Below are 12,892 nucleotides of genomic sequence, written 5' to 3'. Positions count from 1 at the left end.
TCTCACGCTGCTGTATTTACTTGTGTCTCCACATCGGAGTTGACCCGGTCCCCAGTGTCGTCGAAGAAATGAACTTCCGACGAAGAGAATCCAATTCGCACAGTGTCTCCCTCCTCTGGCCGGAACTCGCTGTCGACACGCGCAGTGAACTCGGACTCAGTAGGTGTATTGAGGTAGAGGAAGTTGTCCGACCCCATCGGCTCGACGACGTCGACTGTGGCTTCGATTCCACCTGTTTCGACAACACTGAAGTCTTCTGGTCGGACTCCGATAGTATACTCCCCCGAATCGAGGTTGATACCGTCGAGCCCCACGCTGAAACCGGGACCATCTACTGAGATTCCGCTTGAATTGTTGGTAACCGAGACTTCGAAGAAATTCATTGACGGACTCCCAATGAATCCGGCGACAAACCGGTTATTCGGGTTGTCGTAACACTCTTCTGGAGGAGCGATTTGTTGGAGTTCGCCATCGTCGAGAATCGCAATTCTGTCACCCATAGTCATCGCTTCCGTCTGGTCGTGCGTGACGTAGACGGTGGTTGTTCCGAGATCTGATTGAAGTCGCTGGAGTTCCGTCCGCATCTGTGTACGAAGTTTCGCATCGAGGTTCGACAACGGTTCGTCCATAAGGAACACCGCCGGGTCACGAACGATCGCACGGCCGAGGGCGACGCGCTGTTGTTGGCCCCCGGAGAGTTGTTTCGGGAGTTTGTCGAGTAATTCCGCAATCTCGAGGGTTTTCGCTGTCTCTTCGACAGTGTCGGTTATCTCCCCGTCAGAGAGGTCGTGAGACAGTCGAAGCCCGAACTCCATATTTTCACGGACAGTCATGTGCGGATAGAGTGCATAATTTTGGAACACCATCGCTATGTCCCGTTTTTGCGGCTGCTGCTCGTTGACGATCTCGTCGTTGATCTTAATATTGCCGTCAGTAACCTCCTCGAGACCTGCAATCATTCGAAGCGTGGTCGACTTTCCACATCCGGAAGGACCAACCATGACGAGGAATTCCCCATCTTTAATCTCGATGTTGATGTCTTCGACCGCCGTAATCGGGGGGTCACCCCCGTATACTTTCGTTACGTGTTCGAGTTCGAGTTCTCCCATGACAAATCCTATCACTACCCATTCTCTACGCTCACTTAACTCTGTCTCAGGTTCCGAAAGAAGGGCGACGAGTTGGCAGTTTTACTAGATAAATAGTAAGGGCTAGCCCCAAGAGGAAGTAGTATGGAATTTGCATTCTGGGCATACCCGTGGGACATCCTCGACGAAGATCCACAGTTTGTCGCCGATCGTCTGGTAGATGCTGGGATCACAGAACTCAATCTCGCGACGAACTACCACTCTGTACAGGCCTTCACACCACATAATCCCGAGCGTCGAACATTCTTCGCACAGGCTAGTTCATACTTCCAACCGGGGGACCACTACGAGACACTCCAACCGGTCGTGAATGAGACGATGGGAGATAACGACTGGATCGAGACCATTGCGGACGAACTTCGAGACGTCGACATTGCATTGAACTCGTGGACAGTCGGTGTCCACAACTCTCGATTAGGGTTGAACCATCCCGAGGCGACTATCGAAAACGCGTTCGGTGACTCTCTCGCGTTTGGCCTCTGTCCTTCGAAGCCAATGGTGCAGGCATACCTCACAAACGTGGTTGAAGACCTAGCTGGTCGGGACATCTTCTCTGCAATCGAACTGGAGATGTTCGACTACTTCTACGGTTCTGGATTCGGCTGGCACCACGACAAGTTCCACACCGAACTCGGGACACTCGGCGAGTTCCTCTTTGGCTTGTGCTTCTGTTCGGAGTGTCAAGCGAATGCTGAATCTGCTGGAGTCAACTCCGACCTGGCAAAGACAACCACACAACAGACTGTCGATGGAATCACCGGAGGCACGGTTCCGCACGACGCCGACATGGCTGCGTGGCTCAAGAGCCACCCAACCGTCGCAGCGTACGCAGATGTTCGGTTCAAAACTCTGAGTCGACTGTACGAGGACATTGCAACTGCTGCAGGAAGTGCGAACCTTGGGTACTACGTCGGGTTAGTTTCTGTCGGTCAAACGTGGATGCAAGGAGCGGACCTCCACGCACTTTCCGAGTTCGTCGATTACTATACGGTTGCAGCGTACGAAGCGACGAGAGCAGATGCGGTAAACTGTGTACGCGAAGCAGACCAACTTACACCTGAAATTCCATTACACGCGGGCGTACTCCCTGGATATCCAATCGTCGATGATGCGTCCACTCTCGATAATATCGTGTCCGGACTTATCGAGGAAGGAGTGCCACGGATTTCGTTCTACAATTACGGCCTCCTTCCCGAACAGAACATCGAGTGGGTCACCGAAGCGATTCGTCCCTATCGGTAGGTTCAGTTTCTGTCTCACTGACTTCTCGAGCGTGGATTCAGTTTTGGTTCTCTGGAACTATTCTGTAGTGACTGCACTGTCGGATTGCATTTACCACACTACTGCAAGTTTTTAGTTCGGGTGATTGGGTGTCGAACGGTCCGTATGATTTCTTTTACCATGGTACTCGAATAATTGGGAGCCTATTGGAGCGAACATAGCAGCAGGTTGAGGCCAATGAATTTTGGATATATCAAAACCATTATGGCAAATGCTATTGATGCTCATACTATGGAAGACACCACTAACGAACCACGCAAGATTCAATCCGTGGACAGAGCAGTGGAGCTCCTCGAATCGATACAAGACCACGACGGAGCGACACTCACAGAAATTGCAGAGGCGACTGGGTTATCTCCGGGGACAGTCCATACGTACCTTTCGACGCTTGAGGACCACTGTCTGGTCCGCAAAGACATTCACGAGTATTACCTTGGATATCGGTTTGTCCTCGCTGGTGAGTACGTCAAGAACCACAATACACTCTACAGACATGGACGTAAAGTAGTAGACAACCTGGCCAACAAGACAGGTGAATCGGTCCACCTCATCATCGAAGACGACGGACTCGAAGTGATTCTCTACGAATCATTCGGAAAAGATGCCGTCGGGATCGAATTTTACATTAAAAATCGAGAAAATTCTGATCGCTATCTTCACTATTCGGCCAGCGGGAAGGCGATTCTTGCTCACCTACCACGTTCAGAGGTCAACAATATCATCGACAAGCACGGTCTAATGGCGAAAACTCCCAATACGATCACCAACCCTGACAAACTCGCCGCCGAACTGGAAACAATTCAAGAACGCGGATTTGCCGTAAATCAACAAGAGGCTGTTATTGGAATCAGAGCAGTGGGGGCCCCAATTTTGGACTCTCAGAGAGACCCGATCGGAGCGATCAGTATTTCCGCCCCATCGAGTCGATTGAAGAGAAATACCTTCGTCGAAGAATATCCCGAGGCGGTAATGGAAGCAGCAAATATTATCGAAGTAAACGTTCAGACTGGGGAGCTCTATAGGGAATAGGTACAATCCAACTGCAAGATATCGACCGAAAACCCGTTGGTTTTGTATATAACAAATTTCATTGGAGGGCCGGGAGTAATTATTGATGTGTAGGTGTAGTTAGCTTGGCATTCTGTCTACAATTAATAGATTTGGGAGCGTGATTCTACGGTGAGAAATCGCACTCACACCTCGACTCAGCAAGCCTCCAATTGGAAAATTGGAGATAGTGCGTATCTGCACTCCATCAATCCTTTACAAAAGTATGGTTGTAATTTTCATTTTATCTGAAAATATTGGTTTTGATATTTACAAATTTTTATTTGTAGGGGCTGATTCATACTGCTGTAACGTCTGTCGCGAACCTCACAGAGGACGAAATCGGAGAATTCTTCTCGGGTACGAAGGAGCGTTATCGGAGTACAAACAAGGGATACCTGAGCCAAACGAGCGACGCGGGAGTGAGTTAGGATGGCTCCTGTTTGCCCCCTTTGGGAGTCAGATCGACAGGTGTCGGGTCTCGTGTTCGGGCTTGCAGTGTATCTTATTAACGAGGTACCCGAGGAAGTGCCACTCATGGTGTTCAACCCACTTGGAGCGTTTGACGTTGTCCGTACTTCACAGTTGGTGGACTACTTCGATGAGTACGCGGATTATCTTATTGTCACACTGCTTGAAGAAAACGCCCGTACAGTCGCCTGTTTGCATCCGCGATACGTGCTAGCATTGACACCCATAATTTTCTATATTTTGACAAATTATATGACAAATTTATTGTGCCATTTGAATTTCTGGAATTTAAATGTCTTGATACACCGTTAATATACGATATTATTTAAGCTACACCAATAAAATAGGCATAAAATACAAAATTTAAATTAGATTCAGAGAGAAAAACAATATACCATTTTATTTAAAAATATATATTCTAGTGATTACTCTCCCAACAAATCAAACAAGTAGGAAAACAATCAAAATGTTTTGGACAAGTATTTTATCGATATCCTGCTTATTCTACCGGTATCCGGAGATTCCGATTACATTCCAATTCTACCAAGAGATGTTGCCGGTGTGCCTCCTCCCTAGACAGTGAACGAACATGGAAATGGTTCTCGATGGACAGCAACGAATTTCTAGTATATACTACGTCTGACCGCACCGGACTTGTCACTGGATTAAATCACGCTCCTCCACCTCTTCTGCCTGAAATTCAGTGAGATTGTCAACGCGAATTCGACGAAGATACAATTACCTGGAGAAGAGACTGGGACTTCTCCCAGAGACTGATCGACAACGACTACGAACTCCAAATAAAATGAGACCTAATCCGTTCACAGTCTTCCGAATCAAAGAAGCATTCGAGGATTGGTGCTTGGGGCTAGAAGACCTCGCACAAAGCAACGATTCCGTTACCAGAGAAGACATCCAGCAATTTGAACAACATATGATACATTTTGCGGCTACGACATCCCGACCATGAAAAAAGATTGGATACGTCCTGACAAGGTCGTGGCTGCGCGCGCAGCGAAGCGAGCACGGAGCGGAGGGTGGGGAGGTGGGGTCCGGGTCGGTTCGGGACTTAGCAAAAAGAAGGGTGCGAAGACTGGCTATTCCCACCACCGACCGCGCTCGGGGAACATCACGGTGCTCCACCCAGTGAGGGCCACTGAGACGCGCCCGTTATACCAGTTCTTCGCCGCCCCGTGAATCCGCACGCGCTCGCCCTCTTCGATCCACGGAGCATCCGACGCCTTCCAGCTCGTCAGTTTTGTACGACCGCTCTCGTCCTCGATGAGCCCAACTTGAGCGATGCTCGGACTGGAAGGTTCCCAAAGCTGCGTCACACGGCCCTCGATGCTCACTTCTTTACGATTGACGTCCTCAAGCTTCCCGATGGGAACCACCGTCCCGGGCGCCGTCTGCAACTCCTCGAACACCCCGACGACCGCGCTCATCAGGTCTTTCCCACCGACGACGGCTTCACCCAGCCGCCGACCAATTGCCGCTCGCGACCAGCCATCTAGCTTCTTCGACAGCCGCATCGACTGCTTATTCACCGCCGCCAACTGCTCCTGCGTGAGTTCTGCACGGGGATCACCTCGCTTCGGGTCTGCCCACGGGTTCACGCTCGCCGCCCGCTTCTGGAACGCTGCACGCCGCTCAACGCTCCGCTTCGCCGCGATGTCTCGCGTCCGCTTCTCCCGACCGTCCTGCGTCCCCAGCTCTGCCTGGGCACTGATGCGCTCCAGTTCGGCTTCCCGCGCCCGAATGCGCTCTTCCTGTTCGAGGGTCGCCCCATAGATCCGTTCGTCACTGGTGTCGACCATCCCGTCCGGGTGGTTCGCATCGACCTTTGCCTGAACTTCCATCTGCACCGTCGCCTGGAATGCCGGCGTCTCATCGACGACCTCGAAGCCGTCCTCGTCGACCGCCGCTTCGTCCGCGTTTTCGAATGCCTGTTCGTCGACCGAAACTACATCAGTGGTAACGTTCTTACTTGACATTGGAACTCAACCTAGTTCCGAAGGCGCTCAGCGCCCGACACCGCGATGCCATTACATCGCGGTTCTTCGACGACACCGACCGACAGACCCATCTATGCGCTCTCGCTCGCGCCTTCGCAAGCGCCCCTTGGGGCGCGAGCGAGAGCGCGTCTGAGGCGGACAATCAACCAGCACCGCGCGCCGTCTCACCGAGCGCAGCGAGGTGAGGCTTGTCGCGCGAGCGGAGTGAGTGCGACAACGACCCGCCCGGAGCGAGCGGCCAGCGTTAAGCCGTTTCTCGTGTCCGGCCCGCGAGGGGCGCAACCGAAAACGCGCTTAATGCAGGCGTCGAGGGCACATGCACTTTAGCCCGGAACGCGGTCGAGTGACGGAGGAACGAGACCGCGACAGCCCGGAATGGTCGGTCGCGAGCGCCGCGGAGGGCTCGTGAGCGAAGCGAACGAGACGACGGTGAGCTTTGCTCACCGGAAGGCGGAACGCGGCGAGCGGGGCGAGCCGTACCGATTGCCAGAGAGTACGGACATATATTACCCAAGACCGTGAAGTACTCGTATGCCCAAACCGGACGACTTCGCTGTCGAAACAATCGACCTCGAAGGAATCAGGGACTATCTCGATGAAACCGAGGTCATCTCCGCAGTGCTGTTTGGGTCGCATGCGAAAGGAACGGCAGAGGAGACATCGGATGTCGATATTGCCCTCCAGTTCCCGGATGACCTGTCCGAAGCCGAGCGGTTCCGCCGACGCAACCGTATCGACGCAGACCTCCAAGCATACGCAGACAGATTCGTCGACGTGAGCGATATCGAGTTGCTGCCAACGCACGTTGCGCACGCTGCGCTCAGGGATGGGATTCGCATCAGTGGTGATCCAGCGGTCATTACCGCGTACAAACAGCACGTCGACGCAGCGTATACTGCAGGTGCGAGCGAGCGAGAACGAGAACAACGGGAATTCATCGATCGGTTGGCTCGTGGTGACGTCTAGTGGTCGACGAGGATATTGTTGTTGACAAGCTCCGGTACATCAACGAGTACACGAATGACCTGAAGCAAATGCGGGGACTGTCGAAGGCGGCGTATGTTGACGAGATCATCGTCCAGCGAGCGGTTGAGCGGACGTTCATGAATCTTATTCAGTCCTGTATCGACCTCGCCCAGCATATTCGCGCGTCGGAGGGGCTCTCACCCAGTGGGACCGCAAAAAAGGAGATTGAGTCGCTCGGGAATGCAGATATTATCTCACACGACGTCCAGGAACAGCTGGAAGAAGCAGTCGGATTTCGGAATATCCTCACCCACCGGTATGGTGATGTGAATCAAGAGGTCGTCTATAACCTCGGAATGTCATGAGTGAGGTGTTTAGTTACCAGCACATATATTATTCCACAAACCATATCATGAAAATAAATAGTAGTAACGAATATGAAGAAAATCATAATCGGCTTGCTGCTGGTTAGTACTGTTTCACTGGCGGGCTGTATAGGCGGTATCGGGGGATCCAATGACCCTTCCGGCCCGACAATATATCTGTACAATGAACAGAACCAATCTACAGAGGTTTCACTGACCGTCACGAAAAACAACTCGACAATCGCTGATGACACCTATACTGTCGACGGAAGAGAAAACAAGAAAGTCAGCCTAAACAGCGGGCATGGAGTATACAACATTACTGCGAGATCGGAAGGCAAGCAGCTTACTCACACGTTCGACTATTCCGGGCCAGAGAGCCTGCTAATCTATATTGGTCCGAAAAACATCACAGCGGCTGAAGCTATCGATTAAGTCCGTCGTTAGTTCGTATCTCAGTCCAAAAGCCTCACTTCAGTCTCCGTGAGTCACCCGTGAAGTCGCCGGGGTTCAATCGTCGAGCCCATCTTTACGGAAGTGATTTATCGGCGGTGGATCGATGGCGTTTCGTGGACTCAAGGAAACGACCAAAGATATCGACCTCATCGCTCCTCCGGTGACGATCTGAGTGTCACGAGATGTCGTGGTGCTTACTCACTCGCTTTTCGAGCCACTCAAGGACAGCAAACAGAACCGCGAGGTGGTGGTCTGCTTCGAGAGGTGAGGGCTCAACGAGGTCATTTGCGTCCGGGGGTGGATGGAAGTGAGCAGTCGGCGCGTGTGGCTTCGGATGTCTATCCCAGCGGCACTGCCATGTTTCATTCGACGCAGTCTCTAGATAGTGGAATGAATACATTCCGCCTTCGAACCATCGGACGTCAAGTCGCACACCACTCAGTGACGCTGGGTACTGGGTTGGATCGATTTGAAGTTTGAGGAGACGTGGACTGAGTGAATCTGGCCGAAACTGCCACTCGGTGATGAGTGGGTGTGTCGCCGCCCGCTGTGCCAACACAGTGAGCGTTGGAATGTCGAGTGGGCCGCTTGGCCCTTCTGTCCGTTCGGTCACGGGTCAGACTCGTGCTCGGTCGTCGCGCAGTGCTTCTGCACGGTGGACTGCTTGCTGGATGACCTGAATGTCACGGCGGATGGTCCGCCAGTCAGAGAGGTCCTCCCACTGCTGGTGAAGCATCTCGTGATCAGCTACCGCCGTTTCAGTCGTGACCACAGCGTCCGGCTCTGGGACACCATAGGTTGCTTGGAAGCTCTGATCCTCTGAAATGAGTTCCTCAACCCGTGCCCGAAGGTCACTCGGACTCTGCTCACGGGCGAGTTGTTCAACTCGCTTCCACCGGAGGTACGAGGTGTTACGGGTGTAGGTTGCAGGCCGTGTGTCGGTTTTGTCTGCAATACCCATCTCGGTCAGTTGTTGGAGTGCCTGTCGGGCTCCATTCTCGGAGCAGTCTGCCCACTCTGCAAACTGCTGTGCAGACGCCGGCTCATCCGTCCCAACGAGGACATCGTAGACACGTTGGAAGGTCGTTCGGTCCGTACGCCACTGCTCTGCGGCGTCAACCGTTGGCGACCGATCGTCACTCATATTCGTTCGTTCGCGGCCCAAACACATATATCTTGTCTGTAGGGCGTATTTGTGAGTTGACCGTCTACAGTCAGACCGTGAACGAAGCGTTGGCCGATCTCACGGAACAACACAACGTGACGACCCCGTTGCACGACCCCGTGGCCGAGATCACTGAGCGCGTCTACGAGGAGCTCGAAGTGCTGCACGCGCTTGACGACCCGAAGTCGGTGGCTGACCTGCAACAGGAACTCGACTGGCCAGCAGCGGACGTACAGGAGATTGTGCGACGGCTGGAAGCAAAAGACGCCGTCGCGGTAACCGATGGGCGTGTAGAACGTCGCTCAACGACGATCTGATCGTGAGAGAGTGAGGCCGTGAGCTCTGCTGAAACGATCAGACTATGACTGGAAGCGTGACACATACAGAGGGTGCAGTCAGCACCCGACGTTCGGTTGTTTCGGCGTTTGTTCACCGAATGTGCCGACAGACCGAGTCCGGGTGTCGGGCGCAACCAGTAATGGGTCACTCCCAAGCGGTGACTCGTTTGATTGTATCGAGTTGAAGAATAGTTGGATAGAGTGAATTATAGAAAATACATAATTATATGTATTTTGAGGTTTTTGGTGAGTTTGGTGTTAGAAGATGGGTAATTCGCAGAATCAGGCCGACCACACACCCGATAAAACCGAATCCACCGATGGACATCGGTCTGAGACTCCTTCCCTCTTGACAAGCGGAAAACCGCTTCCGCTCAAGCGACGTCATTATTTAAAAACAGCTGGTGTTTTCACTGCAGGATTTATCGGAGGCGGGAGTGCCCTCCTCGCAGCAACATCGAAGCCTGCAGCCGCAGCAATCACGGTCATCGACGACTACGACGATGGCTCGCTCGCCGAATACACGACTGACGACAGCACTGCGTTCGATCTGGTGCAAAGTCCCACTCACTCGGGTGGCTACGCCTTCCGGGCGAAGGCTGGGAATGGCGGCTCCGATTACGCGATTGCAATGCCGGCCCAGATTCCGCAGGCCCCTCAGGCGGGAGATACCTTCGAGTTCTGGTTCTATCAAGATACCGCGAACACGGATCAACACCTCGTCATCTTCGGCGCACAGGGAGACGCCAACGACAAACCAGAGAGCGAACAGTATCGGATTCGCCTCGAATCGGCGGGACAATTCCGGTTCTATGTCCATGATGGAATTCAGTGGACAGAACTCGCGAGTTCGACGGCGGCGTTCTCGATCGTCGGGTGGAACCGAATCGAGGTCCAGTGGGGGCTTGACGGTACGTTCACGATTACGCACTTCGATAGTTCGGGGACCCAAACAGCGCAACTTACGGCCTCGGATACGACCTGGGTGAGCGGTGGCTTCGGCTATTTCCTGCCCGCGGCCAGTTCCGTCGACCGGTACTATGACACCTGGAAGCTCGTGAAGACGACGGCACTCGGCAGATTCGAACACGGACTAAATGGGTGGACGGCGAACAGCACGAATCAGTGTAGCCGAGTAAGTGGAGCCCAGCAGCCTGCTTGCGTCAGTCAGGGTGAGTATGCACTCAAGGTGAGCGTTAATAGCGACCCTGAGCCGAGCATCGAAACCCAGCAGGCGACCTACCGGGCTGACTTCGTGAACTATCCGTGCTTGCTGGCCGATGTGCTTCCAGCATCGGTCGAGAACTCGGAGTCGGCGGTCACATTCCGCTTCCGGTATCATCACACCGATCCGGGTGGTGTCGAGGAATCTCCTGAGATGACGGTCGCACAGCGGCTCGGCGGCCGAATCGCGTGGGATCTGAGCGGATTGAGTGCGACGAAGCTCGCCTCGGCTGACAAGCTGGAACTCGTGTGGTATCCAGAAGATTACCCGCCGGGGTCGGGCTTCGACTACAGCGGGGTGGTCTACGTTGATAACGTCCACCTGACCGACAATCCGGATGATGTCGCTGTCACGCGGATGTCCCGGAAACGCCGGGCGCTCGCGCGAACCTACGGTCCCTGTGTGGACACAATCGTCCAGACGCAGACCGATTCGCTTCGAGAGGGAACGTTCAATCATCAGGACGGCACCCAGGTTCCCTATCAGGCGGAGATTCTGGCAGATGAAAGTTGCGAAGTGACGATCGATGGAGAGACCTTCCGGTTCCATGGGGGATCACCATGACCCTCCCAGTACCCTGGGATATCACCGAGGAGGCGAACGTAGTTACGTCCATCTTCGGACATAACGAGAACAGTGGTGATCCCAACGATCCCACCGCGACAGCACGAAACAGCGCCATCCCCGACTTTCTGGACGAGGGGTTCCACGGCGATGACAGACAGAGCTTGCCCAGTACTATCTCGACCGCCCTTGGGAGTAAAACTCTCGAGGAGTACACTGACCCGTTCCCGAACTTCCGGATCAACACAGCTGTCGAGATCGGCTTCGACACGGACGGCCGGACAGTCCTCAATGGCGAGTACGACGCGCTGTACGACGACCCGAGCATGCAGAACCCGAGTTCGGTCTCGTCGATCACGCGAGAGGGTGGTCCCGGCGAGTCGACCCTCTTCGTCACTATCTTGGATTCTCTGGATGGGGCCGATAACTTCCTCCCCGCGAACGTGAAGGGGCCGTACACGACCGACGAGCTCGTGACCGTGCCGGACGGCAGCGGCGGGACCGTCGAGGGAGTGCGTGCCTCGATCATCCTCGGGGGCAACGACCCCTACATCGTCGCCTTGAAAGATGGGTATACGCTCGCCCAACTGTTCGCCGGGAACATCCCGCTGGCGGTACTGCTGTTTTGGCAAAACATCCCGTCGTTTTACGCGTTCCTGGATGTCGTGGTGATGGCCGACGGGACAAAGGTCGTCCGGGTCTGGGACGCAAGTCGATATCCCGCCCACGCGCTGTACGTGGGTGGGCTCTGGCGAGACGAGCGGCCGTTTCGGGAAGGGATCGAGTGGACGCGGGATGGGCCGGTGACGCAGGATACGGCGTTCGGGGAGTTCGTGTTAGATAGCCGCTTGCTCGGGCGGACACCCTTCGAGACGTTCGGATCGTTGGGGTACGGGGACCACTTTCGCAGCGGGCATGGTGACCATCCTCTACTGGACTTTAGTGATCCTGGGACGATATTGTCGATCGAAACACTCGAGAGCACACTCTCGAAGCCCCTCTTCCCACCGCTTCCATGATATGCAAGTACGTGAGAGTAGAATGAAGACCGTAACAAAGACGGAGGTCAATAAAGGCAGAAACATGCGTCTCCTCTCGCTGCTGTGTTTGGGCGTCCTCGTCGTGCTCGCAGGCTGTAGCCTCGGCCCGACTGGCCAAGAGGGGCCAGTTACAGTCGTCGTGAACAATTCGGCGAATACCTCGCATACGTTCGAGGTGTGGGTGGTTGAGGGAGAATTAATCAATAAAGAGGTCCGCATTCGGAAGAAAGATGGAACGGTCGATAGAGCGTCACCAGGCCCGGGACTAAGCACGTACAAGCTCGATGATGATTACGGCTTCGTCACATCCATCGAGTTGCCCTCCAACCGATCTAGGCTCCACAACCGGTATACTCTTGATCCGGGGAACCTCAATCGGAGTTCCATTGAGAAGTTCGAGACGGGGTCTACAGTTGTCGTGGTCATCTATGATGGTGACCGCGTCCGGGAGCTGGTGGCAGCTCACTGTGACGGTGACCTGGTCTTCGTGGAGGTCATCATGTTCGAGTACGGGTCAGGATCGGCATACAACTGTGAGGGAGGGCTCTTCTGAGTGACTCGATGATGAACCTCATCTCACCACCATTCACAGCCACCCACATCACGTTCGGGTCGTTGGGGTACGCGAACCTCTTTCGCAGCGGGCTTGGTGACCATCCACTGTTGTTCCATAATGAAAATGGTGCGATCCTCTCTGCCCTGACTGTCGAGAATACATTATCGGACCCCCTCTTCCCATCGCTTCCATGACACAGGTTAAGCAACTTCGCGACGAAGCACCCACCAACCACAGCGACAGGTAATATTCTCA

12 protein-coding genes are annotated in these 12,892 nt (G+C 54.0%); 9 read left to right on the top strand and 3 right to left on the bottom strand.

Features of this window, described 5'->3' with window-relative positions; translation table 11 throughout:
- Positions 1-2: 2 nt before the first annotated feature.
- Complete coding sequence (locus P1M51_RS19495) at positions 3-1,109, bottom strand: ABC transporter ATP-binding protein (protein ID WP_276275392.1); 1,107 nt, start codon at positions 1,107-1,109, stop codon at positions 3-5.
- A 123-nt stretch (positions 1,110-1,232) separates the two neighbouring features.
- On the opposite strand from P1M51_RS19495, the gene P1M51_RS19490 reads away from it, so the two are divergent.
- Together P1M51_RS19490 and P1M51_RS19485 are read left to right on the top strand one after the other, a co-directional pair.
- A complete protein-coding gene (locus P1M51_RS19490; protein WP_276275227.1) occupies positions 1,233-2,390 on the top strand; it encodes a hypothetical protein in 1,158 nt (385 codons plus the stop codon).
- Between the two features lie 270 nt (positions 2,391-2,660).
- Positions 2,661-3,458, top strand: a complete 798-nt coding sequence (locus tag P1M51_RS19485; protein WP_276275226.1) for an IclR family transcriptional regulator — start codon at positions 2,661-2,663, stop codon at positions 3,456-3,458.
- Positions 3,459-5,044: 1,586 nt separating this feature from the next.
- Here P1M51_RS19485 and P1M51_RS19480 read toward each other — a convergent pair.
- Positions 5,045-5,941 (bottom strand): OB-fold nucleic acid binding domain-containing protein, encoded by an 897-nt coding sequence (locus tag P1M51_RS19480; RefSeq protein ID WP_276275225.1) that lies wholly within the window; start codon positions 5,939-5,941, stop codon positions 5,045-5,047.
- Between the two features lie 552 nt (positions 5,942-6,493).
- Here P1M51_RS19480 and P1M51_RS19475 point away from each other — a divergent pair.
- The 3 genes from P1M51_RS19475 to P1M51_RS19465 all read left to right on the top strand — a co-directional run bounded on the left by P1M51_RS19475 (position 6,494) and on the right by P1M51_RS19465 (position 7,728).
- Complete coding sequence (locus tag P1M51_RS19475; protein ID WP_276275224.1) at positions 6,494-6,928, top strand: nucleotidyltransferase family protein; 435 nt, start codon at positions 6,494-6,496, stop codon at positions 6,926-6,928.
- Positions 6,928-7,293, top strand: a complete 366-nt coding sequence (locus P1M51_RS19470) for a DUF86 domain-containing protein (protein WP_276275223.1) — start codon at positions 6,928-6,930, stop codon at positions 7,291-7,293. The genes P1M51_RS19475 and P1M51_RS19470 overlap by 1 nt, the downstream gene beginning before the upstream one ends.
- 72 nt (positions 7,294-7,365) lie before the next feature.
- A complete protein-coding gene (locus P1M51_RS19465) occupies positions 7,366-7,728 on the top strand; it encodes a hypothetical protein (protein ID WP_276249191.1) in 363 nt (120 codons plus the stop codon).
- Between the two features lie 637 nt (positions 7,729-8,365).
- Here P1M51_RS19465 and P1M51_RS19460 read toward each other — a convergent pair.
- On the bottom strand, positions 8,366-8,893 hold the full coding sequence (locus P1M51_RS19460; protein ID WP_276275222.1) for a hypothetical protein: 528 nt from the start codon (positions 8,891-8,893) through the stop codon (positions 8,366-8,368).
- Positions 8,894-8,949: 56 nt separating this feature from the next.
- On the opposite strand from P1M51_RS19460, the gene P1M51_RS19455 reads away from it, so the two are divergent.
- The 4 genes from P1M51_RS19455 (at position 8,950) to P1M51_RS19440 (ending at position 12,634) form a co-directional block, all read left to right on the top strand.
- On the top strand, positions 8,950-9,231 hold the full coding sequence (locus P1M51_RS19455; protein ID WP_276275221.1) for a hypothetical protein: 282 nt from the start codon (positions 8,950-8,952) through the stop codon (positions 9,229-9,231).
- Between the two features lie 286 nt (positions 9,232-9,517).
- Entirely contained in the window at positions 9,518-11,041 is a 1,524-nt protein-coding gene (locus tag P1M51_RS19450) for a LamG-like jellyroll fold domain-containing protein (RefSeq protein ID WP_276275220.1), read from the top strand.
- A complete protein-coding gene (locus P1M51_RS19445; RefSeq protein ID WP_276275219.1) occupies positions 11,038-12,060 on the top strand; it encodes a hypothetical protein in 1,023 nt (340 codons plus the stop codon). The genes P1M51_RS19450 and P1M51_RS19445 overlap by 4 nt, the downstream gene beginning before the upstream one ends.
- A gap of 22 nt (positions 12,061-12,082) precedes the next feature.
- Positions 12,083-12,634 (top strand): hypothetical protein, encoded by a 552-nt coding sequence (locus P1M51_RS19440; RefSeq protein WP_276275218.1) that lies wholly within the window; start codon positions 12,083-12,085, stop codon positions 12,632-12,634.
- The last annotated feature ends 258 nt before the right edge of the window (positions 12,635-12,892 follow it).

Origin of the sequence: Haladaptatus sp. QDMS2, assembly GCF_029338295.1 — an archaeon.
Taxonomy (GTDB): Archaea; Halobacteriota; Halobacteria; order Halobacteriales; family Halococcaceae; genus QDMS2.
The sequence above is the reverse complement of the archived record's forward strand: the minus strand, read 5'-3'. Positions and strand labels throughout refer to the sequence as shown.